22 protein-coding genes are annotated in these 22,920 nt (G+C 67.8%); 11 read left to right on the top strand and 11 right to left on the bottom strand.

The window, feature by feature from the left end:
* Window positions 1-47: 47 nt before the first annotated feature.
* Window positions 48-647 (bottom strand): RlmE family RNA methyltransferase, encoded by a 600-nt coding sequence (locus ACYQ4W_RS08010; protein WP_459855029.1) that lies wholly within the window; start codon window positions 645-647, stop codon window positions 48-50.
* A 107-nt stretch (window positions 648-754) separates the two neighbouring features.
* On the opposite strand from ACYQ4W_RS08010, the gene ACYQ4W_RS08015 reads away from it, so the two are divergent.
* A complete protein-coding gene (locus ACYQ4W_RS08015; RefSeq protein ID WP_459855032.1) occupies window positions 755-2,497 on the top strand; it encodes a glycosyltransferase family protein in 1,743 nt (580 codons plus the stop codon).
* Here the strand turns inward: ACYQ4W_RS08015 and ACYQ4W_RS08020 are convergent, their stop codons facing one another.
* Genes ACYQ4W_RS08020 through ACYQ4W_RS08030 form a run of 3 tightly spaced genes read right to left on the bottom strand, consistent with a single transcriptional unit; the run spans window position 2,498 to window position 4,294 of the window.
* Entirely contained in the window at window positions 2,498-3,136 is a 639-nt protein-coding gene (locus ACYQ4W_RS08020) for a GDSL-type esterase/lipase family protein (RefSeq protein ID WP_459855034.1), read from the bottom strand.
* 6 nt (window positions 3,137-3,142) lie between these two features.
* The gene (locus tag ACYQ4W_RS08025) at window positions 3,143-3,667 is read right to left on the bottom strand and encodes a hypothetical protein (protein WP_459855037.1); all 525 of its coding nucleotides are present in this window, start codon (window positions 3,665-3,667) and stop codon (window positions 3,143-3,145) included.
* Window positions 3,668-3,679: 12 nt separating this feature from the next.
* A complete protein-coding gene (locus tag ACYQ4W_RS08030) occupies window positions 3,680-4,294 on the bottom strand; it encodes a hypothetical protein (protein ID WP_459855039.1) in 615 nt (204 codons plus the stop codon).
* Between the two features lie 164 nt (window positions 4,295-4,458).
* On the opposite strand from ACYQ4W_RS08030, the gene ACYQ4W_RS08035 reads away from it, so the two are divergent.
* The gene (locus ACYQ4W_RS08035) at window positions 4,459-4,833 is read left to right on the top strand and encodes a hypothetical protein (RefSeq protein WP_459855042.1); all 375 of its coding nucleotides are present in this window, start codon (window positions 4,459-4,461) and stop codon (window positions 4,831-4,833) included.
* 19 nt (window positions 4,834-4,852) lie between these two features.
* The gene (locus ACYQ4W_RS08040; RefSeq protein WP_459855044.1) at window positions 4,853-5,842 is read left to right on the top strand and encodes a 4Fe-4S binding protein; all 990 of its coding nucleotides are present in this window, start codon (window positions 4,853-4,855) and stop codon (window positions 5,840-5,842) included.
* Window positions 5,843-5,859: 17 nt separating this feature from the next.
* Here the strand turns inward: ACYQ4W_RS08040 and ACYQ4W_RS08045 are convergent, their stop codons facing one another.
* The 4 genes from ACYQ4W_RS08045 to ACYQ4W_RS08060 all read right to left on the bottom strand — a co-directional run bounded on the left by ACYQ4W_RS08045 (window position 5,860) and on the right by ACYQ4W_RS08060 (window position 10,910).
* Window positions 5,860-6,162 (bottom strand): hypothetical protein, encoded by a 303-nt coding sequence (locus ACYQ4W_RS08045; protein WP_459855046.1) that lies wholly within the window; start codon window positions 6,160-6,162, stop codon window positions 5,860-5,862.
* Between the two features lie 29 nt (window positions 6,163-6,191).
* Window positions 6,192-7,418, bottom strand: coding sequence for a class I SAM-dependent rRNA methyltransferase (locus tag ACYQ4W_RS08050; protein WP_459855048.1), 1,227 nt, complete (start codon window positions 7,416-7,418; stop codon window positions 6,192-6,194).
* The gene (hypF, locus tag ACYQ4W_RS08055) at window positions 7,415-9,844 is read right to left on the bottom strand and encodes a carbamoyltransferase HypF (protein WP_459855050.1); all 2,430 of its coding nucleotides are present in this window, start codon (window positions 9,842-9,844) and stop codon (window positions 7,415-7,417) included. The genes ACYQ4W_RS08050 and hypF overlap by 4 nt, the downstream gene beginning before the upstream one ends.
* Window positions 9,845-9,938: 94 nt before the next feature.
* Window positions 9,939-10,910 (bottom strand): DUF362 domain-containing protein, encoded by a 972-nt coding sequence (locus ACYQ4W_RS08060; RefSeq protein WP_459855053.1) that lies wholly within the window; start codon window positions 10,908-10,910, stop codon window positions 9,939-9,941.
* Window positions 10,911-11,042: 132 nt separating this feature from the next.
* Here ACYQ4W_RS08060 and ACYQ4W_RS08065 point away from each other — a divergent pair, with 132 nt between their 5' ends.
* Complete coding sequence (locus ACYQ4W_RS08065; RefSeq protein ID WP_459855056.1) at window positions 11,043-12,809, top strand: ABC transporter ATP-binding protein; 1,767 nt, start codon at window positions 11,043-11,045, stop codon at window positions 12,807-12,809.
* Here the strand turns inward: ACYQ4W_RS08065 and ACYQ4W_RS08070 are convergent.
* From ACYQ4W_RS08070 to ACYQ4W_RS08080, 3 genes are all read right to left on the bottom strand, one after another.
* Window positions 12,806-13,174 (bottom strand): hypothetical protein, encoded by a 369-nt coding sequence (locus tag ACYQ4W_RS08070; RefSeq protein WP_459855059.1) that lies wholly within the window; start codon window positions 13,172-13,174, stop codon window positions 12,806-12,808. The genes ACYQ4W_RS08065 and ACYQ4W_RS08070 overlap by 4 nt on opposite strands.
* 2 nt (window positions 13,175-13,176) lie before the next feature.
* Window positions 13,177-13,782, bottom strand: coding sequence for a DUF8043 domain-containing protein (locus ACYQ4W_RS08075; RefSeq protein ID WP_459855062.1), 606 nt, complete (start codon window positions 13,780-13,782; stop codon window positions 13,177-13,179).
* A gap of 66 nt (window positions 13,783-13,848) precedes the next feature.
* Window positions 13,849-15,459 (bottom strand): glycosyltransferase family 9 protein, encoded by a 1,611-nt coding sequence (locus ACYQ4W_RS08080; protein ID WP_459855064.1) that lies wholly within the window; start codon window positions 15,457-15,459, stop codon window positions 13,849-13,851.
* A gap of 337 nt (window positions 15,460-15,796) precedes the next feature.
* Here ACYQ4W_RS08080 and ACYQ4W_RS08085 point away from each other — a divergent pair, with 337 nt between their 5' ends.
* The 7 genes from ACYQ4W_RS08085 to ACYQ4W_RS08115 all read left to right on the top strand — a co-directional run bounded on the left by ACYQ4W_RS08085 (window position 15,797) and on the right by ACYQ4W_RS08115 (window position 22,825).
* Entirely contained in the window at window positions 15,797-16,105 is a 309-nt protein-coding gene (locus ACYQ4W_RS08085) for a DUF485 domain-containing protein (RefSeq protein ID WP_459855066.1), read from the top strand.
* Window positions 16,105-17,652, top strand: coding sequence for a sodium:solute symporter family transporter (locus ACYQ4W_RS08090; protein ID WP_459855069.1), 1,548 nt, complete (start codon window positions 16,105-16,107; stop codon window positions 17,650-17,652). The genes ACYQ4W_RS08085 and ACYQ4W_RS08090 overlap by 1 nt, the downstream gene beginning before the upstream one ends.
* A gap of 214 nt (window positions 17,653-17,866) precedes the next feature.
* Complete coding sequence (locus ACYQ4W_RS08095; protein WP_459855071.1) at window positions 17,867-19,531, top strand: putative nucleotidyltransferase substrate binding domain-containing protein; 1,665 nt, start codon at window positions 17,867-17,869, stop codon at window positions 19,529-19,531.
* 52 nt (window positions 19,532-19,583) lie between these two features.
* Window positions 19,584-20,231: a hypothetical protein gene (locus ACYQ4W_RS08100; RefSeq protein WP_459855074.1), complete on the top strand. Its 648-nt coding sequence runs from the start codon at window positions 19,584-19,586 to the stop codon at window positions 20,229-20,231.
* A 121-nt stretch (window positions 20,232-20,352) separates the two neighbouring features.
* Complete coding sequence (locus tag ACYQ4W_RS08105) at window positions 20,353-21,246, top strand: GGDEF domain-containing protein (protein WP_459855077.1); 894 nt, start codon at window positions 20,353-20,355, stop codon at window positions 21,244-21,246.
* A 116-nt stretch (window positions 21,247-21,362) separates the two neighbouring features.
* Window positions 21,363-21,818 (top strand): MarR family winged helix-turn-helix transcriptional regulator, encoded by a 456-nt coding sequence (locus ACYQ4W_RS08110; RefSeq protein ID WP_459855080.1) that lies wholly within the window; start codon window positions 21,363-21,365, stop codon window positions 21,816-21,818.
* 17 nt (window positions 21,819-21,835) lie between these two features.
* A complete protein-coding gene (locus tag ACYQ4W_RS08115; RefSeq protein ID WP_459855082.1) occupies window positions 21,836-22,825 on the top strand; it encodes a 4Fe-4S binding protein in 990 nt (329 codons plus the stop codon).
* The last annotated feature ends 95 nt before the right edge of the window (window positions 22,826-22,920 follow it).

Below are 22,920 nucleotides of genomic sequence, written 5' to 3' on the forward strand. Positions count from 1 at the left end.
CTCCAAAAGAAATAATATAATGCCCTGCGGCTGCGAAACAGGATACTTTACAGAACCTCGCCCCGAAAGCCAAGTCCCACGATGAAGGTCTCCTTGCTTTCCGCCCGGGAGCTTTTGGGCTTGAAACCACGGACCTTTTCAAAATGCGGGCGCAGCGATTCCTGGAAATCCTTGGCGTCGGGCCCTTCGAAAATTTTCGCCACAAAGTTTCCGCCCGGCTTGAGCCGCCGCAGAGCCACGTCGCGGGCGCGCTCGCACAGCTCCACGCTGCGGGCCTGGTCCGTAAACTTGACGCCCGTTGTTTTGGGGGCCATGTCGCTCATGACGAAGTCGAAGGGCAAGAGCGGCTCCATGAGCGCCAAAAGCTCAGGCGAGTCCGCGAAGGCGTCGTGCACCAAAAACCGCACGTTGTCCGGGAATTCCTGCTCCGTGGTCTGGATGTCCAGCGCCAGCACCCGGCCGGAAGGACCGACCTTCTTGGCCGCAAAAAGCGTCCAAGAACCCGGCGCGGCGCCAAGGTCGAGCACCTTGAAGCCGGGAGAAAGGAGCGCGAACTTGGCGTCCAGCTCTTGCAGCTTGTACACGCTGCGGGCAGGATAGTTTTCCGCCTTGGCGCGCTTGAAATAATGGTCGCGATATTGTTTCATGGACCGTCCCGTTCGACATCGCCGACCGGCCATGGGGCCGTCAGCCGTGTTTGAAGGACCCCTAGCGTAATCCGCACAGCTTGCCAAGGACGCAGACAAGGAGCCCCATGCCCGACCAGGCCGACACCCGCCCCAGGCGCGCGCGCGTTTTCGACGAGTTGGCGCTGCCCAAGAGCCTGCCCGCCGGCGGACAAGACTTTCTGCCCCTGCTGGGTCGTGGGCCGGACGTGCTGCTGCTGGGCCTTGGCCCGGAGCCTGAGCGCCTGCCGGAGCTTCTTGACCTGCCTGGCGGCGCGGCTGGGCGCGTGCGCTACATCGAAGCGCCGGACATGGCCGCGCAGCTGGGACCGGAGTGGCGCGGGCGCATCCCATCCTGGTTCGAGGAACTGCCAGCGGAAGAGCTTTTGTCCGCCGCAGCCCCCGGCATGACTGCCAGCGGCTCGACTTCCATCGGCTCGACTTCCAGCGGCTCGACTTCCATCGGCTCGGCTGCCAACGACGCGGCTTCCAACAACGCGGCTTCCAACAGCCCGAATTTCATCAGTCCGGCGTCCACCAGTCAGGCCTTCAGCGCCTCGGCTGCCACCGGAGCAAAACCGGTCGGCGCGGCTTCCACAGGCGCGCGGGTGATGCTGTACCGGCCCGGCCCGCGCCTGTTCCCCAGCTTTTGGGGACCGCTTTTGGCCCGGCTGCAGGTCGCGCACTTGCCGCAGCCGCCCGCGGCGGACCCGAAGCTGGTCTGGCTGCCCGGCGGCGAGGGCGACCTCTTGCGCGTGGAGCTGCGCGAGGCCTTCGAGGCCCAGGGCTTCCGCGTGCGCGAGCTGCAGGACGAAGGCAGCCTGCGCGCCCTGCTCGCCCAGGGCGAATGCCCGGCGCTGTATCTTTCCGTCAACTTCCGGGGGCTCGACGCCCTTGGCGAGGCCGCGCACCTGCTGCAAGCGGCAGGGGCGCGCGTGGCCGTGTGGTGCGTGGACAATCCCCTGCACCTGCTCTCGGGCCTCAAGTCGCGCTTTTGGACAGGGCTGCCGCTCTTCGTCACCGACGACTGGTTCATGGGGCCGCTTTGCCGGCTCGGCGCGGCAAATGTCCGCCACCTGCCCCTGGCCGCGCGGGAGAAGGATCTGCACGGTCCGGCGCGGCCGCCCTGCCCGGCCCATGCGGATTTGGCGCAGCGGCTGGTGTTCGTGGGCCGCAGCGCCTTTCCCGGCAAGGCGGATTTCTTCGCCGGCTGCAGAGTGCCGGACGCGGCCTGGACCGAGGCCCGGCGGCTCATGGAGGGCGGCGGCAGGCCGGACTTCGGCTGGTGGCTGGCGCGGCTGGGCATCGGCGCGCTATGGCCCGGCGCACAGGTGCGCAAGGCGGGCTTCTGCGCCGAGGAGACCGGCAAGGCCTGGCGCGCGGATTGCCTGAATGCTGCGCACAAGGATTCGGCCGGCGCGCTGACGATTTTCGGGGACGAGGGCTGGCAAGAGCTGCTGCCCCAGGGGGCGGACCTGCGCGGCCCGGTGGACTACTACGCGGCCCTGCCGGACATCTGCGCCGCTGCAGGGGCCTGCCTCAACTGCACCAGCCCGCTGCTGCCCCACGGGCTGACCCAGCGGCACTTCGACGCCTGGGCCTTCGGCGGCCTGCTGCTGACGGACGCCACGCCAGGACTGGCGCTGTTTCCCGACGAACTGACGCGGCCCGTCACCTTCCGCGCCCCGCAGGACATCGCCCCGCGCTTCAAAGCGCTCCGGGCGTCGGCCTCGGCCGCCGAGGATCTCAAAACAGCGTGGCGCCAGGAGCTGGCGCGGGCGCACACCTATGCGCACCGCGTGCGGACCGTGCTGGAGGCCGTCGGCCTTTAGCTAGGCCAAGAGCGGCAACAGCATCGGGGCCAGGCCCTCGGCCAAAAGCCGCGCGCCCTTGGCGCTGGGATGCACGCCGTCGGCCTGGTAGCAGCCGGGCACCCCGGCCAGGGGATCGAGGATGTGCTCCATGAAGGGCACGTTCAGGCGGCGCGCCAGCTCCGCATGCATGCGGTTGAAGCGCTCCACGTATTCGGCGGTGTACAGGGGCGGGGCCAGCGGAATAAGACCGGCCAGCTCCGGGTCGTCGTAAGGCTTGAAGAGATCCATGCTGGTGCGCCAGCCCGCCAGGAATACGGCGATATTCTCCGCGCGCAGGGCGCTGATCATCTTGTACAGGGCGTCACGGGTCTCATCCAGCGGCAGGCCCTGGTAGCAGTCGTTGGCGCCGAACTCCAAAAGCGCGGCCTGGGGCTTGGCCTCCAGCACCTCGGGCAGGCGCTCCAGCCCGTCCACGGAGGTGTCGCCGGACACGCCGAAGTTCAGCACGCGCCAGTCCTTCCCGGCCTTGAGGAATTCCTTCTCCAACTGCGCGGGCAAGGCCTCGCTGTCCTCCACGCCCCAGCCGGCCACAAGGCTGTCGCCATAGGCGGCAAAAACCGGACGGGGGTCGTGGTGTTCTTCGCGCGCGGGCTTCATCGCTCCCTACCCCTTGGCGATCCAGGTGGCCACGGTGCGCGTCTCCTCGGCCCATTTGGCCGAAAGGCGCACGGTCAAAAACTCCTGGTACACACCGTCGAAAAGCTCCAGGCACTGCTCCACGAGGAAGAGCTTCTCCAGCACGCGGGCGTCCGGGTCGTCGTCCTCGCGGTCGCTGGTCTCCACCTTGGGCGTTTTGAGGCCGGAGAGGGCGAAGTCTGAGTCCTTCACCGTCACCTGCCAGGCTTCGGGATCGCGGTCGAAGCGCAGTTGCGCCCGGCTGACCTTCTTGCCCGTGCGCAGGCCGCTTCTGGCCTCGGTGAGTTCGCCGCTGGGGCTCTTCACGCTGGCCGACTCCAAACCTTCGCCGTCGCCGCCCTGCACGCTCAGGCGCTCTTCCATGCGCAGGTGGAATTCACGGCCGTCCCTATCCTTGAAAACGCCGCCCCGGGCCTCGGTGACGTGCCACAGCCAGGTCAGGAAATCCTGCCCCAGGATGGTGTTTTCGCGTTCTGCGAGTGCGAGATCCATTACTGCCTCTCCCTAGATGAAGGACGTGGGTTCAAGGGTTTCCAGGCGGGAGGCCGCGGCCTCGCCCAGCATGTCCATGGCCAGGAAGAACGGCGTGAGCGGCTCCAGGGTCAGCCCGAAGGACAGGTTGAAATGGTCCTCGAACAGGGTCTTGGCCTTGGCGTTGGTGCCGCAGAAAAGCACGCGGCCGCTCTGGGTGTTCCACACGGCGTCGAACACCGCGGGCACCGGCAGGCTGCGCGCCCGCAGGCGCAGCATCACCTGGTCCTTGATCTCGCGGCGACGGTCCTTGGAGATGAAGCTCTTGCCCTCGGCCTTGGCCTGGGTCAGCTCCGTGGCCAGCGCGATCATGCAGTGCTTTTTGAACACGGCGGGCGGAATGCGCCGGGTGTCGAGCCGGAGGCTGAAGCACATGAAGTGGCCCTTCTCCGGCGGGGAGTCGGCCCAGTCCATGTCGAGCATGTTGTCGATGTTGCACCAGCCCCAGGAACGCTCGTCCACTGTGGCGTCGATGTCGCGGAAGGCGTTGTCCGTCAGGCGTTTGGGCACCTCGCGCCAGAGCGAGTCGGGAATTTCCTCCACCACGCGGTAGCGGGTGATTCCCAGGCTTGTGGAAAGTATGGACACGTCTGCCTCCTTGAACGGGTTTCAACTGCTGCGAGGTCCTGTGGGTACCGGGAAAGCGGCCCCGTGTCCAGACAGTCCGGCAAGGCCTCTGCCCCGGCACTTGCCAGGGCGACCGGGCGGGCTTACCTTCACGCCACACGTCCCAGCAAAGGAGGACACGTCCCATGACCACGACACCAACCGCCGCCCTGGCGGATTATCTTGACGGAAAGGTGAACGAGATAAAGGACATCGAAGCCCAGGCCCAGGCCATTCTGCTCGGCAAGGGCGACCAGACCGGCTACCAGACCCTGATGCGCCAGAAGGCCGAACTGCTTGCGGCCCTGTCCGACGATGCGGCCGCCCTTGTGGACGCCCTGCCCGGCTCAAGGGACGACGAGGCGGGTGCGCGCCTGGAGGAATTCTCCGGCAACGCGGCCAACGCGCTGCGCATCGGCAGCGTGTTCTACATGTCCGCCCTGCTCTACCCGGACGACCACAAGCCGGGCGAGCCGAACAACCTGGAGCTTTTCGCGGCGGAGGTCCGCGCCTGGGCCTAACCCCCCAGAAAAATTCCCCATGCGCAAACAGCTCACCCCCACGCGCCTGCGCCTTCTGGTGCAGGGCGGCTTCGCTTTGTTTTTGGCCTGGACCTGCGTGCGCTTTCTGGCCCATGCGGACTGGGCCATGGGCCTGACAGAAACCTTCACTCCCAAGCCGCCCGCAGTGGAGGGCTTCCTGCCCATCAGCGCGCTCATTGCGGCCAAGCGCCTGCTGTTCACCGGCGCATGGGACCCCGTGCACCCGGCCGGACTGGTCATCTTTCTGGCCATCCTCGGCATGAGCCTGCTGCTGCGCAAAGGCTTCTGCGGCCAGCTCTGCCCCGTGGGCTTCGCCTCGAACCTGCTGGAGCGCCTGGGCCGCAGGCTGGGCATAACCTGGCAGCCGGGGCAAAGAGGCCGCCGCCTGCTGACGATTCCCAAGTATCTGCTGCTGCTGGCTTTTTGTTGGGTGGCGGTGAGCATGAATGCCGAGGACTCGGAGCAGTTTCTGCGCGCGCCCTTCAACATGGTGGCCGACACGAAGATGCTGCTCTTCTTCCAGCACCCCTCGGCCACGACGCTGGCCGTGGTGGGCGCGCTGGCGGCCCTTTCCGTCATCATTCCGGCCTTTTGGTGCCGGGCGCTGTGCCCTTACGGCGCGCTGCTCGGCGTGCTGTCCTGGCTGTCGCCCGTGGCCGTGAACCGCGACGCGGACGCCTGCGTTTCCTGCGGGCGCTGCGCCAAGGCCTGCCCCGTGGGCCTGCCGGTGGACACGGTGAAGCGCGTCACCTCGCCCGATTGCCAGGGCTGCGCGGAATGCGTGGGCGCATGCCCGGTGAAGGGCTGCCTGGGCCTCGGCGCGGCGGGCCGGCGCATCCCCTGGTGGAGCATCGCCCTGGGCTGCCTCGCGGTCATCATCGGGGCATCGCTGCTGGCCGACATGCTGGGCTACTGGCAGTCGCCCGTGCCGCCGCAGATGGCCAGGCGCATGCACATGCTCATGTTCGGCGGCATGGCTGATTTCTAGGCAAGGCGAAGCGTCGATCAATAATCGAGGGTGTCCAGGCGCACGCGCCGGGCCGGGTCGGGCGGACGGCGCGTGAAGCGCGCCAGCCCGTGCCCGAAGCTCGGCTGAAACTGGAAGGCCCAGTCCCCGCCGGTGCCGAAGCCGCTGATGATCTCCGGCTCGATGCCCGCGCGGATGAGCACGTCCACCTCGTCGCCGGGAAAACGCTTCAGCTCGTCCAAAATGGCGGGCACCAGCCCGCAGCACACGTGGCGCAGGTCGATGGTCGCCCTGGCCGCGGGCTTGTCCGTGAAGACTTCTTCTTTTGCGGTTCCGCTCATCGTCTGTGTTCCCGTATTTGCTTCCGGCATCAGAGCCCCCGGCCCGGCCGCGCCACACGGCACAAAAAGCCCTTGAGGTACTCGGTTTCCGGCATGGACGGATGGATGGGATGGTCCGCGGCCTGGTGGCACTGGCGCACAATGGCCAGCCGCACCCCGGCGTCGCGGGCGGCACCGGCCAGCACCTTGCGCAGGTCGTCGCGTCCCACGTGCTGCGAGCACGAGCAGGCGATGAAGAATCCGCCGTCCTCCACCAGCTCCAGCGCCAGCCGGTTGGCCGTGCGATAGGCGGCAAGCCCCTTCTCCATGTCCTTGCGGCGCTTGACGAAGGCAGGCGGGTCCACGCTCACCAAGCCAAAGCGGCGGCCCTCGGCGCGCAGTTCCTTCAGGCCCGCCAAGGCATCGGCCTCCAAAATCTCCACACGGTCGGCCACGCCGGAGAGCTCCGCGCTCTTGGCGGCGTAAGAAAGCGCCACGGCGGAAGCGTCCAGGCAGACCACGCCGCTGGCCCCGGCCTTGGCGCAGGCTATGCCCAGGCCCCCGGCGTAGGAAAACACATCCAGCACCTGCCTGCCCTTGGCCAGCGAAGCGGCCAAGGCGCGCGTTTCGCGCATGTCGTAGAACCAGCCGGTCTTTTGCCCGCCAGCCAGCGGGAAAACAAAGCGGCAGCCGTTCTCCTCGATCTCCGCCTCGTCCGGGGCCTCGCCAAAGGCCAGCTCGACGCCGCGCGCCAAGCCCTCCAGCTCGCGGCCGGGCAGATCGTTCTTGAGCAGAATGCCGCGCGGGGCCACAAGCTCGGCCAGGGCGTCCACGATCTCCTGACGCAGACGCTCCATGCCCGCGGTGCCTATCTGCACCGCCAGCACGTCGCCGAAGCGGTCCACCACGAGGCCGGGCAGCATGTCGGCCTCGCCGAACACCAGCCGGTAATACGGTGCGGCGTAAAGATCGCGCCGCAGGGCGAGGGCAGCGCCGAGCCGGGCGCGCAAAAGTTCGGCGTCCAGGGGCCGCGTGGCGTCCTGGCAGTACACGCGCCCCGCGATGAGCGCGGCGGGGTTGATGTAGGCCGAGCCGAGGGGCCGCCCCTGCGAGGACTCCACCCGCGCGCACTCGCCGGGCGCAAAGCCCGTGAGCGGCGTCTTGGCCACGTCCACCTCGTTGCTGAAGATCCACAGGTGACCGGCAAGCAGGCGGCGGTCTTCGTTCTTGCGCAGGGTCAGGGTGCGCAGGCCCGGCTGCTCCTTGTGGGTGCTCATACCGGGCACGACCCGCGCAAGGTCAGCAGGCGCTGGCCGTAGGCCGCCTGGCCAAGGGAGACGCAGCCGTCGTTCGGCGGCAGCTCTTTGTGCATCAGGGGAATCAGGCCGCGAGAGATGAGCTCCGCGGGCAGCTCCAGGGCGAAGGTCATATTCTGCATTACCCCTCCGGAAAGAGCCACGTGCTCGATTCCGTGAATTTTGGCAAAGTGAAGGGCCAGGTTCGCCAGGCCCGTGATGAGGCTGGCGTGGAAGCGCCGGGCGATGACCGGCACAGGCACCCCGGAGGCGAGGTCGCGCAGGAGCTCGCGGAACAGGCTGTAGGTGTCCAGCTCGCGCGGGGCCTTGTCCGCTTCCAACCGCTCCCCGCCGGTGTTCTTGATCAGCCGGCAGGGATAGGTGGCGGCGTCGCGCAGGGGAATGGACATGTCCTGGGCGCGCTCCAGCATGATGGCCGCCTGGCCTTCGTAGGTCATGCGCTGGCACAGGCCCAGCATGCTCGAAACCGCGTCGAAGAGCCGCCCGCAGCTGGAGGTCAGGGGGCAGTTGAGGTTCTTGCGCAGGATCTGCGGCAAAAAGCGGCTGGCCTGCTCGTACTCCGGCAGCCAGGGCCAGGGAGGCGTGCCGCCCACGCCGCTGGCCTCGACATCCAGCTCCCAGAGCATGGCCTGGGCCAGACGCCACGGCTCGTGCACCGCGGCCTCGCCGCCGGGCAGGCTGAATTCCGCCAAGTGGGCCAGGCGCTCCTGGCGCAGGGTCAGGGTGTCCACCAGCAGGCACTCCCCGCCCCAGATGGACCAGGTGGCCCCGCCGAGGTTGGGCTGGCTGGTGCCGAAGCCCGTGCCGTCGAGGGCCAGGCACAGGGCCGGACCCTGATGCTTGTTCTCGGCCAGCACCGCGTGGGCGTGGGCGAAGTGGTGCTGCAAGATGGCCGTGGCCACGCCGGTCTTGCGGGCCATGTCCTGGGCCACGCTGGTGGTCAAAAAGTTCGGGTGCTGGTCGCGCACCACAAGCTCTGGCTGCACCTCCAGAATATCCTGAAAATGCTCCGAAATTTCATGATGGAAGCCCAGGGTCTCGATGTTCTCCATGTCGCCCAGGTGCTGGCTCACAAAGGCCTGGTCGCCCTTGGTGAGGGTGAGGGTGCACTTGAGCTCCGGCCCAAGGCCCATGACGCTCGGCCCGCTTTCGGCCAAGAACACCGGCTGCGGCACAAAGCCCCGCGCCCGGCGCAGGAACTGCACCTCGTCGGTTCCGGGCAGCACGCGCAACACGGAGTCGTCGCAGCGGATGAGGATGTCGCGGTTGTGGAACATGAAGATGTCCGCGATCTCGCTGAGGCGGCCGAGGGCCTCGCGGTTGCCCAGGCAGATGGGCTCGTCGCTGACGTTGCCGGAGGTCATGACCAGCGCGGCGGGCATGTTCTGCCGCTCTTGCGACAAGAGCCTGCCGTAACGCTGGAACAGCACCAGATGCAGGGGCGTGTACGGCAGCATGAGCCCCACGTGGTCCACATCCGGCGCCACGGACTCGGCCAGGGGCGCGCCGCGCACCTTGGAGCACAGCACGATGGGCCGCTGCCGCCCGGAGAGCAGCTCCTCCTCGGCCTTGGTCACCTGGGCCAGGGCGCGCGCGGTTTCCAGATTCGGCACCATGACGGCCAGCGGCTTGTGCGGGCGGCGCTTGCGGCGGCGCAGCTCGCGCACGGCCTCCTGGCTGGTGGCGTCGCACACCAGGTGGAAGCCGCCCAGGCCCTTCACCGCGGCGATGCCTCCCTGCATGAGGATGGCCGCAAGCTTGCGCATGGCCTCGTCGCGCCGGGCCACCACCATGCCGGAGCGGTCCGCCAGCCACACCTTGGGCCCGCACACGGGGCAGGCGTTGGGCTGGGCGTGGAAGCGCCGGTCGCGCGGGTTGTCGTACTCGCGCTGGCAGTCCGGGCACAGGGGAAAGCAGCCCATGGACGTGTTGGGGCGGTCATAGGGCACGCTGCGGGTGATGGTGAAACGCGGCCCGCAGTTGGTGCAGTTGATGAACGGATACAGGAAGCGGCGATTGGCCTTGTCGAAAAGTTCGGCCTCGCAGTCCGGGCAGGTGGCCGTGTCCGGGCTGATGAGCACGTTGTTGCCCACGCCCGCGCTGCTTTTGCGGATGCTGAAGCCCGCGGCTCCGGCCTCGGGCGGAAGGTCCTGCACCGTGACCCGCAGGATGCGCGCCAGGGGCGGCTGCTCGCGCTCCACGCGCCGGGCGAACTGGTCCACCAGCTTGGGCGGCCCCTGCACCTCTATGACCACGCCCTCGGGCGCGTTGCGCACGGTGCCGGCGAGCTGCAGCTCCTCGGCCAGGCGGAAGATGAACGGACGAAAGCCAACGCCCTGCACCTGGCCGGTGATGACAAGACGACGGCGTATATCGGCGTTGGACATGCGTGCTCCTTGCCCTTCAAACGTTCTGTGGTGATAGCCAAGGCCGGGGAATGATGCAAGGCTTTGAAACGCGGCGCGCCTTCTTGCCCGCGCCTCAGCCGAGCCTGTCCAGCAGGCTCCTCACCCGGCCGCGCACAAAGCGCAGCGGCTCGAAGCGCATGGGGTCCAGGGCGGCGGCGATGACGAAGCCCGTGGCGTCGAAGGAAGCGGGAGCGGCAAGGGGGAAGGCGGCATCGCCCGGCCGCGCCCCGGGCAGTCCGCGCCGGAGCGCCTCGGCCCACAAGGGCACGCTGCCGGGCGTTTGCCCCAGCAGGCCGAAGAGCACGGCGTCCAGGGCCAGCGGCGTGGCCGATGCGCCGAGCAGCCCCAGGTTGAAGGCCTCGCCGCGCACCGGGCCGCCCTTGTGCAGGCAGACGATGCCGTCCACCACTGCAACCGTGGGCGGCAGGGCCGCGGCCACGTCGAGCACCATGGACTCCATGGCTCCCGGCGTTTCGCCCAGGCGCATATGGGCAAGGGCCTTGCGGCAGCCGCACACGCAGCCGAAAAGGTTCTTGACGCTGGCCGTGACGCGGAACTGGCCGTGGGCCTTGAGCCGCGCCACGCTCACGATGCGGTCGGCGTCCAGGGCGTCGCGCGAGAGGCCGATGCTGCCGCCCTGGCCCAGCCGCAGGGGCGCGGGACGCCCCAGGTTCGTCACCCGCAGGCCAAGGGACGCCACGGCCACGTCCAGGCCGCAGGCCGCGGCCACGCGAACGGCGCCGCCAAAGGCCGGAGAGTCGGCCACGCGGGGCGTGGCGCCGCAGTCCAGCACATGGGCGCACACGGCGCGCACCACCTCCGGGTGCGTGCAGGAAAGCCGCGCATTGGCGCGCGACACGAGATTCGGCTTCACCAGCACGCGCTCGCCTGGCGAGAAGCTGATGCCGCTGGCCGCGAACAGACGCTCCACAGCGTCCTGCAGCCCGGCGCGGGCGTACCCGCCCTGGCGCAGCAAGGCCACGGGGATGGCGGGCGCATTGGCCGTGGCGGATGGGTCGGCGGGCGGACGTGGATATTCGGGCATGGCTCATCGCTAGCCTGATTGCAGCGGGCGCGCAAGAGCTTGCGGGCATGCGCGCAGACATAAGCGCGGCCATGCCTGCGGCCATGCTTGCGTCTGCAACGACGGCGGAGCAATATGCGCCCCGGAGGCCTAATGACCACGACACACAAGACACAGGCGGCGCCCTTGGTGCGCCTTGACGGGGCGAGCGTCACGCGGGGCGGAGCCCTGCTGCTGGACGCCGTGCGCTTCCAACTCCTGCCCGGAGCGCGCTGGGCCGTGCTGGGCGAAAACGGCGCGGGCAAGACGACCTTTCTGCGCCTGCTGCGCGGCGACATTTCGCCTGACGCCACAGATGGGGCGCCCGTGCGCGTGTATGACCTGCCCGGCCCCACGGGCGAGCATGACGGCCCGCAGACAACGCCCCTGGGCCTGCGTCAGCGTCTGGGCCTGGTCTCCGGCGACATGCAGGACCTCTACGCCAAAAACGAATGGGCCGTCACCGCCCTGGAGGCCGTGCTCACCGGCTTCTACGACACGCCCCTGCTTTACTCCGAGCCCACGCCCGATGAACGGCAGATCGCCCGCGCCACGCTTGAGGTTCTCGGCCTCGCGCACCTGGCGGACCGGCGCATGGCCACGCTGTCCTCGGGGCAGGGCCGCGCCGTGCTGCTGGCCCGCGCCCTGGCCTGCCGTCCTGCGGCCCTCTTGCTCGACGAATGTCTGGAGGGGCTGGACGTGCCGGCCCGTCGGGAATTTCTGGACGCCCTTGACCGCGCGGCCCAGGCGGACGCGGATCTGGCCCTGCTCTTTTGCAGCCACCGGACGGACGAGCTGCCCGCCTGCATCGAAAGCGCGCTGGTGCTGGAGTCCGGCCGCGTGCGCGCCAGCGGCCCCCTGGCCGAGTTGCGGGCCGAGCTGCTGGCCGAGGTGGCGCGGCAGCGCGCCGCGGCTTCGGCCACGTCCGGGCAGCAGACGTCCGAAGCTTCCGGCACGGCTCATCCCGGTCTGGCCGGTTCCGGCGTGTCCGGTTCCGGCTCGTCCGATTCCGGCTCGTCCGATTCCGGCGTGTCCAGCGCTGATCTGATTGGGGCTGGCGCGTCCGGCGACGGCTTTGCCGACGCGGGCCTCGTCCTGGCACCGCAGCCGGTCCAGGGCGATTATCTCCTGCGCATCACCGGCGCGGATGTCATCATGGGCGGCGCGCACATCCTGCACGACGTCGACTGGACCATCCGCCTCGGCGAGAACTGGGCCGTGCTGGGCAAAAACGGTGCAGGCAAAAGCACGCTGCTGTCGCTGTTGGCCGGAGAGATCTGGCCCTCCGCCCTGGAGGGCGAGCCCGGACGCGTGGAGTACGGCTTCGCCCGCGCGGAAGAGACCCTGGACGACACGCGGCGGCGGGTGGGCCGGGTTTCGGCGGCGTTGGACCGCGACTACGGCTGGAACCTGCGCGTGGACGAAACCGTGTGGTCCGGCGCGCTGGGCAGCATCGGCCTGTACGCCGAGGCCGGCGGCAAGGCCAAGACCCGCGCGCTGCGGCTCATGGATTTCTTCGGACTCGGCGGGCTTGCCGCGCGGCGCATCCTGACCCTTTCACGCGGGCAGCTCCGGCGCGTCATGCTGGCGCGGGCGCTCATGGGCTACGAGGCCGAAGGCCCGGCCCTGCTGCTGCTCGACGAACCCATGGCCGGTCTGGACACGCGGGCGCGGCGCGCGGCGCGCGAGCTGCTGGGGCGCGTGGCCGCGGCGGGCGTTCCGCTGGTGATGGTGACGCACCACGAGCGCGACCTGCCGGAGCAGATTGCCCATGTGCTGGTGATGGAAGCGGGGAAGGTGGCGTTTTGCGGCGGCAGGGCGGACTATGGGCAGTGGCAGGCGGCCCGTGTCAAACGAACCGCCTGCGCCCGAAAAATCTAGCTGTTGCGGCTGATGAAGCGGCTCTGGACGCGGGGCACCGGGCGGGTGGAGCGTCCGTAGCCCGTGTGGCGCTTTTGCTCCTGGCTGGTGCGGCGCAGCTGCTCGGCCACGTCCTGGCGCAGCCGGCTCGCCTCGTCGATGATCTGCGACTGCAGGTCCTTGAGCTCCAGCAGCTTGGCCATCAGGGTGTCCTGATTGTTCGCCGCCGGCTCGGACAGGCACTCGTCGGAAAGGGCCTCGTCCAGCATGCTGTCGCGTCCCACGGCCAGTTCCCCGGCCTGATCCACCTCGCCCGCGGCAAGGTGGGCCAGCTCGCGGCGGCCCATCTCTATGGCCTTGTCCAGCAGCGTGAGCGCGGGTTGCATGGCTAATCCTTTCCGGAGGTCCGGACGTCCTCGCGCAGCAGGGCGACGACCTTCTTCCAGCGGTTCACCGCAGGCATGAATTCATATTCCAGCAGGTCGGCCAGAAGAATCCAGTCCTCGTTGGCCAGCACTTCGGTCATCTCGGAGAACAGGCTGGACAGCTGGTCGCTGGCCTCCAGAAACTCCTTGTGGTCCTTCAGGGCGAACTCGCCGCGCAGCACGCTGACCATGCCGATGAAGTCGCGGGTCACGTCGAGCAGGTCCTGGTATGTCTCCAGAGCCTCGGCGTCGTCGGCCTGGCGGAACATCTCGGCCACGCGGGTGGCGCCCTCGCCCATCAGGGTGACGACCTTGTAAAGTTCGCGGGTGATCTCCACCGCCACTTCGGCCACGCCCAGGGTGCGTATCTCCACGCTCTGCACGTCGCTCAGGTCGATGTCCTCGGCCTGGTGCGGATAGATCTCGGAGAACGGCTTCTCGTTGACGAACACGTCCGTCACCACCCGGTCTTCCAGGGAACCGTCGGCCATGACCTTGGCGAAGATCTGATCCAGGTTCTCGAAGCCGGAGATATCCAGGTCTTGTTTCTGTCCATCGATAAGGATCATTGTGTTCCCCCCTCCTTGGGCGGTTCCGTGGCGGTCAAAATTGCTAGGCGGTAGCGCCGCTGAATTTTATGCAACGCTTATGCCAATATTCATATCATGAAGCATTTGTTCCAAAAGCACGTTGAAGCGCGCGGCCAGCGCCAAAATACCGGCAAGATCCTGGCCGGAGCGCTCGGCCTCGAACGTCCATAGCGCGGCCAGCAGGGCCAGGCGTTCCTGGGCTTCCAGGGTGGCGCGCACGCGCTGCCAGGTGGCAAGAAACTTCGTCTTCATGGCCGGCATGGGGTCGCGGGCAAGAAGCTCCCCCTGCCTGCGCAGCAGGTTCAGCAGGCTCGCGGTCTCCTCAAGCGCCTGGACCAGCGGCCGGGCCGCCTCGGGGCTCAGGCCGGACAGTTCAGGCCCGCCGGCATCCGCGCCATTCTTCGCGTCGTCCCGGCGCTCGATGTCCATTCCGTCGAGGTACGGGCGGTATAGCCTGCGCTGCAGGCGGATGAAGCGCGTGCGGTCCTCGTCCTCGTGGCCGGAAAGACTTTCCAGATCCATCAGGCCGTCGGCTCCCATGCTTGTGCGCCACACCCGCGCGCCCGGCGCAAAGACGGACCGGAAGCGCGCGCCGTCGAGCAGCAGAAAGGCCAGCACAAGCACGCCGTCCGGGTCGATGGCCTGGCGGCAGGCGTGATTGCTTGGGCACTCGGTGCCGAAGCCGCAGGGATGGCAGGGCATGTCCGGTTCCAGGCACAGGCAGCCGGGCAGATACGGCCCGGTGTCCCAGGGCTGGGCCGTGGCCAGAAAGATCGCCACGCAGGGCACGCCAAGGCCCGCGGCCAGGTGCATGGTGCCCGTGTCGTTGGTGATGAGCAGGGCGCAGGCGCACAGCGCGGCGGCCAGCTCGCCCAGGTTGGTGCCGCCGACGAGATCGGCGCAGGGAACTCCGGCCGCTGCCTTCATGCGCTCGGCCAGGGGCCGCTCCGATTGCGTTCCCACCAGCACGGGGGTGTACCCGGCCTGCGCAAGTCCGCGCGCCACCTGGGCGAAACGGGCCACGGGCCAGCGGCGGTGCTCGGCGCTGGCGCCAAGCTGCACGGCCACGTAGCCGCGCCTGGGCGCGGGAGCCAGCTCCAAAAGCCGCTCCCGGGCGTGGGCCTTTTCCACCCGGGACGGTCCGCGCAGGCCGAAGCCCGGCGCCGCCTTGGCGGCAAGGTCCGCGCCCCCGGCGATGCGCCGGAACATGTCCACGATGTTGAAGGGGCTCGCCCCGCGCGAGGTGGCGGCAAGCTGCAGAAAGGCCGCCCAGAGGCTGGTGTCGGCGTTGAAGCCGTGCTCGTCCAGAGCGAAGCCGACGACCTGGCCGGGGCAGAGGCTCATGGCCAGCAGCCGCGCCGGTTCCGAGGGCGTCAGATTGATGACGGCGTCTGGCGCGAACTCTTGCCGCACCGTGTCCAAAAGCTGGCGGTGCACCATGAGCGCCGCGCGCCAGTCCTTGTCGAGCCGGGCCAAAAGCCGCGCGCCCGGCAGGGTGAACACGGCGTCGACACCCTGCATGAGCGCCGTGGCCGAGGCGAAATTGTCCAGGCAGACCAGCCCAACGCGGTGTCCCGCGGCCTTCAGGTCCGCAATGGCAGGCTGTGACTGGAGCAGATCACCGAGGCGGGTCAGGTTCAACACAAGGACATTCATGCGCGCTCCTGCAGTTATTTCTCTTTACCGGTTAAGCAAGAACCCTGCCGCACACGCATTCTTCCACCCTGCCCCCTGCCTAACCACTCACCGGAGCCCGCCCGGCGGATGCGACCGCTGGCCTGCGGCGAACGGCGCAAAATCGCGGGTGAGTGTTCAACCGGCGCAAACGCCTGCTCACCGGCGCAAACCCGCCGTTGAACGAAAGAAGCTGTCTGGCCTGGAAAAAGCCCTTTACAGCTGGTTCGTGAGGACGGCGCGCGCCACCCGGATGGACCGCGACGCGTGAAGCCGCCGCAACGCAAGCGCACTGGAACCAACAGCAGGAGGAAGCGACATGAAAAGAGACGCGCGGACAATCATCGCATCGCCGGAATTCAAGGCCCTGGTGGCACGCAAGGGGCTCGTCTCGGCGGTTCTGACGGTGGTCATGCTGGGGGCGTACTTCGGCTTCATCCTGGTGCTGGCCTTTGGCAAAGAGCTGCTCTCCAACCTGATTACCGACGGCCTGAGCGTGGGCATTCCCATCGGGCTGGCCATCATCCTTCTGGCCTGGGCGCTCACCGGGATCTACGTCTACTGGGCCAACAACGCATACGACAATGCCGTGAACGAAATCCGCAAGGGATTGGGGAGGAACGAATAATGGACCAGTTCACCACCACCATCGGGCAGCCGAACCTCACCAGCATCCTGTTCTTCATCGTGTTCATCTCGGTCACCATCGGCATCACCTACTTCGCCGCCAAACGCACCAAGACCACGGCGGAGTTCTACACCGCGGGCGGCGGCATCTCCGGCTTCCAGAACGGCCTGGCCCTGGCGGGCGACTACATGAGCGCGGCAAGCTTTCTCGGCATCGCGGGGCTCGTGTCGCTCAAGGGCTACGACGGCCTCATCTACTCCATCGGCTTTCTCGTGGGCTGGCCGCTCATCATGTTCCTCATCGCGGAGCCCTTGCGCAACCTGGGCAAGTATACCTTCGCCGACGTTGTGGCCTACCGCCTGTCGCAAAAGCCCATCCGCATCGCGGCCAGCGTGGGCTCGCTCATGACCGTGTGCTTTTATCTCATCGCGCAGATGGTGGGCTCCGGCTCGCTCATCAAGATGATGTTCGGTCTGCCCTATGAGGTGGCCATCGTGTTCGTGGGCGCGGTGATGATCGGGTACGTGCTCTTCGGCGGCATGCTCGCCACCACCTGGGTGCAGATCATCAAGGCCGTGCTGCTTCTCGGCGGGGCCACGGTGCTCGTCATCATGGTGCTCTCCAAGTTCGGCATGAACCCGGTGAATCTCTTCGCCGCGGCCCAGGCCAAGTATGGGGCCAAGGTGCTCGCTCCGGGCGGGCTCGTGTCAAACCCCTGGGACGCCGTGTCCCTCGGCCTCGCGCTCATGTTCGGCACGGCAGGCCTGCCGCACATCCTCATGCGCTTCTACACCGTGCCCGACGCCAAGGCCGCGCGCAAAAGCGTGTTCGTGGCCACCGGCTTCATCGCCTTCTTCTACATCCTCACCTTCATCATCGGCTTCGGCGCCATGGTGCTCGTGGGACAGGACGTCATCACCGGCATCGACAAGGGCGGCAACATGGCGGCCCTGCTCTTGGCCGAGGTGACCGGCGGCACCATGTTCCTCGGCTTCATCGCTGCCGTGGCCTTCGCCACCATCCTGGCCGTGGTGGCGGGCCTCACCCTCGCCGGGGCCACCACCCTCTCCCACGACCTGTACGTGAACGTGTTCCGGGGCGGCCGCGCGGCCGAGCAGGAGGAAGTGCGCGTGGCCAAGATCGCCACCCTGGGCCTTGGCGTGCTCGCCGTGGCCTTGGGCCTGGCCTTCAAGGGTCAGAACGTGGCCTTCATGGTGGGGCTGGCCTTCGCCATCGCCGCCAGCGCCAACTTCCCGGCCCTGCTTTTGTCCATCACCTGGCGCAGGTTCAGCACCTTCGGCGCGGTGTGCTCCATCGTCACCGGCACCACCTTGGCCGTGGCCCTCATCATCATCAGCCCCACCGTGTGGGTGGACATCTTGAAGAACCCCACGGCCATCTTCCCGCTCAAGAATCCGGCGCTCATCTCCATCGCCGGGTCCTTCCTGGCCGGGTACATCGGTTCGCTCATCAAGGGTGACGAAACCGCCGAAGCGCGCTATGCGGAACAGAAGGTCCGCAACTACCTGGGCATCAGCGTGGAGTAGCCCTGGGCGAATAGGTTGGCGAACGACTAAACAAGCCCCCGCCAGGGGAGGCCGCCGCACCCGGCCGGACCGGAGCACGCCCCCGGACCGAAACACGTCAATCGACGGCGCGGCGCATTGATTCAGCCTCTTGATTCAGACCATTGACTTAGACTGACGCCCCGCCCCGGCGCGCCACTGCGCCGGGGCGGGCAACGCAACGGGGGACCCCGCCATGACCGACGCCCTCCAGATCCTGCCCGACCCCTTCCTGCGCATGCGCGCGGGCGACATCGCCTGCCCGGCCCCGGTGTTTGTGCGCCCGGACGACAGCGTGACCAGCGCGGCGGCGCGCATGGCCGAGGCCCGCGCCACGGCGGCCCTGGTGCGCGAGCAGGAACACGGCCCGGTGTCCGGCATCCTCACGGAGCGCGACGTGCTGGCGCGGGTGGTGGCCGCGGGACGCGACGCGGGCAGCCTCACCGTGGGCGAGGTCATGACGCCGGGGCTCATCGCCGTGCATCCGGACGAACTGCTCATCGAGGCCTTTTCGCTCATGGTGCGCCACGGGGTGCGCCGCCTGGCCCTGCTCGACGCCTCCGGCCGACCCGTGGGCCTGCTGGGCGAGGGCGACATTCTGGCCGCGCGCGGAGAAAGCCCCCTGGCCCTGGCCGGAGAGATAGCCGCCGCAACAAACGCGGCAGCGCTGGCCCGCGTCTTCGCCCGGCTGGCCCGGCTGGCCGCCCGTTGCGTGGCCGAGGGGCTGGGCAGCGAGCCTGTGGGCAGGCTCATCAGCGAGATGCACGACCGCATCATGTCCCGCGCCTGGGCCCTGGCCTTGACGAAAACAGCGGAGACGCACGGTCCGGCGCCCGCGCCCCACGCGGTGCTGGTGCTGGGCAGCCAGGCCCGGCGCGAGCAGTACCTGGCCACGGACCAGGACCTGGCGCTGGTCTATGCATCCGCGCCCGGGGCCGAGGTCTGGTTCGCCCACCTGGGCGAGGAGCTCACGGCCATGCTGCTGGAGACCGGCTTCCCGCCCTGCCCCAAGCGCATCATGCTGAACAACCCGGCGTGGCGGCGCAGCGTGCAGGGCTGGCTGGACCTGGCCCAGGCCCTGGCGGACGATCCCGGGCAGAATGCGTCGCCGGACCGCGCCGAAGGCCAACCCGCCGCGCCGGAGGCCACGAACCCCGTTGTCCTGGCCTCGCTGCTGGTCGACATGCGCCCCCTGCCAGCTCCTCTGCCAATTTCTCTGGCAGTTCCTCCGCCAGCGCCCCTGGCCGGGCAAAGGGCCGGGGCACAGCCCGAATCGCAGACCGAGGCATTGGCGGGCAGGACTGGGCCGGGCTTTGCGGAACAAGGTCTGGTCGAGGCGGGCCCGGCCGACCCCGGACTGGGCCGCGGTCTGCGCGCAGCCATGACCGCACGCCTCTCCGGCAGCGCGCTGCTGCTCAAGCTCATGGCCATGGAGGCCGTGCGCTTCGCCCCGCCCCTGGGCCTGTTCCGGGGCTTCAGCCTCAAAAAGGACGCGGAGGGGCGCGGCAGCCTGAACGTCAAGCGCGGCGGCGTGTTCCCCATCACCCAAGGCGTGAAGGTGCTGGCTCTGGAGCATCATTTGCCCGAAACCGGCACCCTGAGCCGCCTGCGCGCGCTGAAGGGCTTGGGAGTGTTTGAGCAGCCCCTGGCGGACGGCTTGTGCGAGGCTCTTTCGTTGCTGCAAACCCTGCGCATGCGCGCCCAGGCCGAGGCCCTTGTCTTGGGCGCGGCCCCGGACAACGAGCTGCGGCCCGACACCCTGGGCGCGCTGGAGCGCGAGGGCCTGCGCGGCGCCTTCAAGCTCGTGGCCGAGCTGCAGGACCTGCTTTCCGCCAAGTACGCGCTGCACCTGCTGGGCTAGACGGCTCCGCCCGGGCTTGCCATTTCGCCGTGCTTTGCCTACGTGTAGGGACATGGACCTGCGCGAAGCCCTCCCCATCCTCTTCTGCTCGACGCCCAAGGCCAAGGTCCTGGCCTACGCCCTCGCGCTCATCCTCATCACCCTGTTCGCCGGGGGCTTTCAGGGCTTCGTCTTCCTGCTCATTCCCCTGGGGCTTGATGTGTACGGAGCCTTCCTGGTCAAGGACAACCACAAGGCCTTTCAGGAAGACGTGCTGGAGAACCTGGAGAAGGAATGCCTGCGCGCCTGCGACATCGACAAAACCCAGCCCCACTACCCCTTCCACGAAATCACCGGGGCCATTGGCCACTGGATGCTCAAGGACCTGAAGGCCGATGTGCGCTTCACCATCATGGCGCCCAAGGACGACCTGGTGGTGCTGGCCGACCGCAAGGGCCGCATCTTCCCGCTCAAGTCGTACTTCCCCGTGGCCTACCAGACCGAGGACGCGGGCACCCGCGACGTGTTCTACGCGGACATCACCACGGTTGAGCTCGCGGGCAAGGTGCTCACCATGACCACGGCCTCGGGCGAGAGCATCTCGTACACCGGCCAGGGCGACAAGGCCGCGGCCGCGGCCGAGCACCTTCGCAACCGCCTGCGCGACTTCAAGACCCGCCGCACCCAGCAAGATTTCACGCCACCCGCCGTCACGCATTGACCGCCTTGCGCTTGTTGCTGATTGCTGATACTAAGTAGTATTCACGATCAGAACAGCCAAAGGAACCACACATTTGGACATCCGCGACCATTTTCCCCTCCTGCGCCTAAAGGGACTGGGAGTGCTTGGACTGCTGCGCCTGTACAGCGTGCTGCTTCTGCTTTTGCCTGTTCTGCCCCTGTCCCTGTATTGGATCGCCTCCAGCATGGAGACGCTGCCGCTCTCCCTCGACTGGCTCATGTTCATCTGCATCGCGCTGGTCGTCGCGGCCTCCGCTCTTTTGGGACACGCCATGGCGCGCACGGTTCTGGATCCCCTGCGGATGCTGGTCCTGGGGGCGGAAAAGATCCAGGACGGAGACTACGGGCACGTCATCAACCTGGCCGATGCCGCGGACGCCCCCACGGAATTCAAGCAGCTCATGCGCGCCTTCAACCGCATGTCCACCACAGTGCAGCAGCACGTGGAGACCATCCAGACCACCTCGCGCACGGACCAGCTCACCGGCATGTGCAACCGCAGGCACCTCATGGCCGAGGGCTACCGCATCCTCGGCGTGGCGCTGCGCGGCGGCAGCCCCTGCTCCTGCCTCATGATCGACATCGACCACTTCAAGGATGTGAACGACACCCACGGCCACCCCGTGGGCGACAAGTTCCTCATCCACATCGCCGGGTGCATCATCTCCGCCGTGCGCGAGTCGGACATGGCGGCGCGCTTCGGCGGCGAGGAATTCGTCGTGCTGGCCCCCAACGCCTCCCTGCCGGAGGCCCGCATGCTGGCGGAGCGCATCCGCGAAATCGTCGCCTCCACTCCGCTGAAGATCGGCGCCATCACCGTCAACAACACCATCAGCATCGGCGTGGCCGAATACGACCCGGAGCCGCAGTTCGGCTCCAACATCCTTGAGGACATGATCGAAAAGGCCGACAAGGCCCTGTACCGGGCCAAGGAATGCGGCAGAAACCGCGTGGAGTCCTGGCCTTTCCCCGACAGCCCCATCCACTGCCCCTGATCGCCCGACCCGCCTGCCCCAGACCATCCTTGACAACCAATATGGGTGTATATACACATATCGGCACGGACGAGCCGCGGTCGAGCCGCGGTCGGGCCGACAAGGAGGAAACAGCAATGCCAGCGAAAAACGGCGGCGAACTATCCGGAGAGACTATCGGGCAGACCTGTCTCTGCCACAACCTGCGGCGCGCGGCGCGCGCCATGACACGCCTTTACGATGCCCAACTGGCCCCAAGCGGCCTGCGCGCCACGCAATTCTCCATTCTTGCGGCGGCGCAGGCGCGAGGTCCCGTCACGCTAGGCAGGCTTGCGGAAGCGCTCGCCCAGGAGCGAACGACCCTGACGCGCAACCTGCGCCTGTTGGAAGACAAGGGTTTTGTCCGCAGCGAACCAGGACAAGATCGCCGCGAGCACTCGATCGCCATTACCGATGCCGGTGGCGCGGCCCTCGTGGCTGCGCGGCCATACTGGCGCAAGGCGCAGGAGACCATGGCCACCCGACTTGGGCAGGACCCCATGGCTAAAATCCTACATGAGCTTCGTCAGTTGACCGAAGCAGCCCGAAGCTGAACAGCAAGGAGAATTCCTTGGACAAACTGAATTCCGCCATGGCCAAAGCGTCCCCTGTCCTGACCGCCGACGAGCTGCGCGAAATCTGCATGGAGGCCGGAGCGGCCGACTGCGGATTCGTGGAACTCTCCCGGCCGGCACTCGACTTCGAGCGCCAGGACATCATCGAAGTCTATCCGCGCACGAAGACGCTCATCGCGCTGGCCTTCGCCCTTAACCCTGAAAACATGCGCAGCTCTGTGCGCAACATGTCCTCGTCGGAGTTGCACGAGGTCTCGGACGAGTCCGCCCGGGCCGAACGGCGCATCCTCCGCAGGCTGAACGCCCAAGGCGTGCGCGGTGTGGCCGTCCCTGCGGACTTCCCTATGGATATGGGTCGCTTTCCCGGTAAAATATGGCATGTGAGCCACAAAATCGTGGCCGTGGAGGCCGGGCTTGGGCACATGGGTCTGAACCGCCTGGTGCTGCACCCGCGCCTGGGCAGTTTCATCCGGCTCACCACCCTGCTGGTGGACGCGGAAGTGGACGTCCACGGCGCGCCCCTCAAGGACTCGCCCTGCATCGGCTGCGGTCTGTGCGCCGCAGTGTGCCCGGTCGGCGCCGTTCGGCGCGACGGCTCCTTCGATCTCACCACCTGCATGGTGCACGCTTACCGCGACAACATCGTGGGCTTCCTCGACTTCATCGACTCCGTGACTTCCGCGCCGGATCTGACCGCCTTCCGCCAGCGCTTCATGGACCGTGAGACCGCCTCCCTGTGGCAGTCGCTGATGTACAAGATGAACTACCGTTGCGGCTACTGCATGGCCGTGTGCCCGGCGGGCCTGCCCGGCGGCGCGGACTACGCGGGCGACCGCAAGACCTACATGGCTGAGGTCTTCCGCCCGCTCAGGGACCGCCACGAGGAGATCTACGTGATCGCGGGCTCCACCGCCGAGGAACGCGCGTCAAAAAACCCGAACAAGCAAGTGCGCCGCGTGGCGCCCAAGGTGGAGCGCAGAGCCTAGCGGACATTCCGCTCCTCCCGCCTTGCGCACAGCCGCCTGATGTCCTACTGTCAGCCCAGGCGGAGTAACCGCCTCTTTTTGTCTGAATTGAACGC

The sequence above is a fragment of the Humidesulfovibrio idahonensis genome (genome assembly GCF_054657715.1).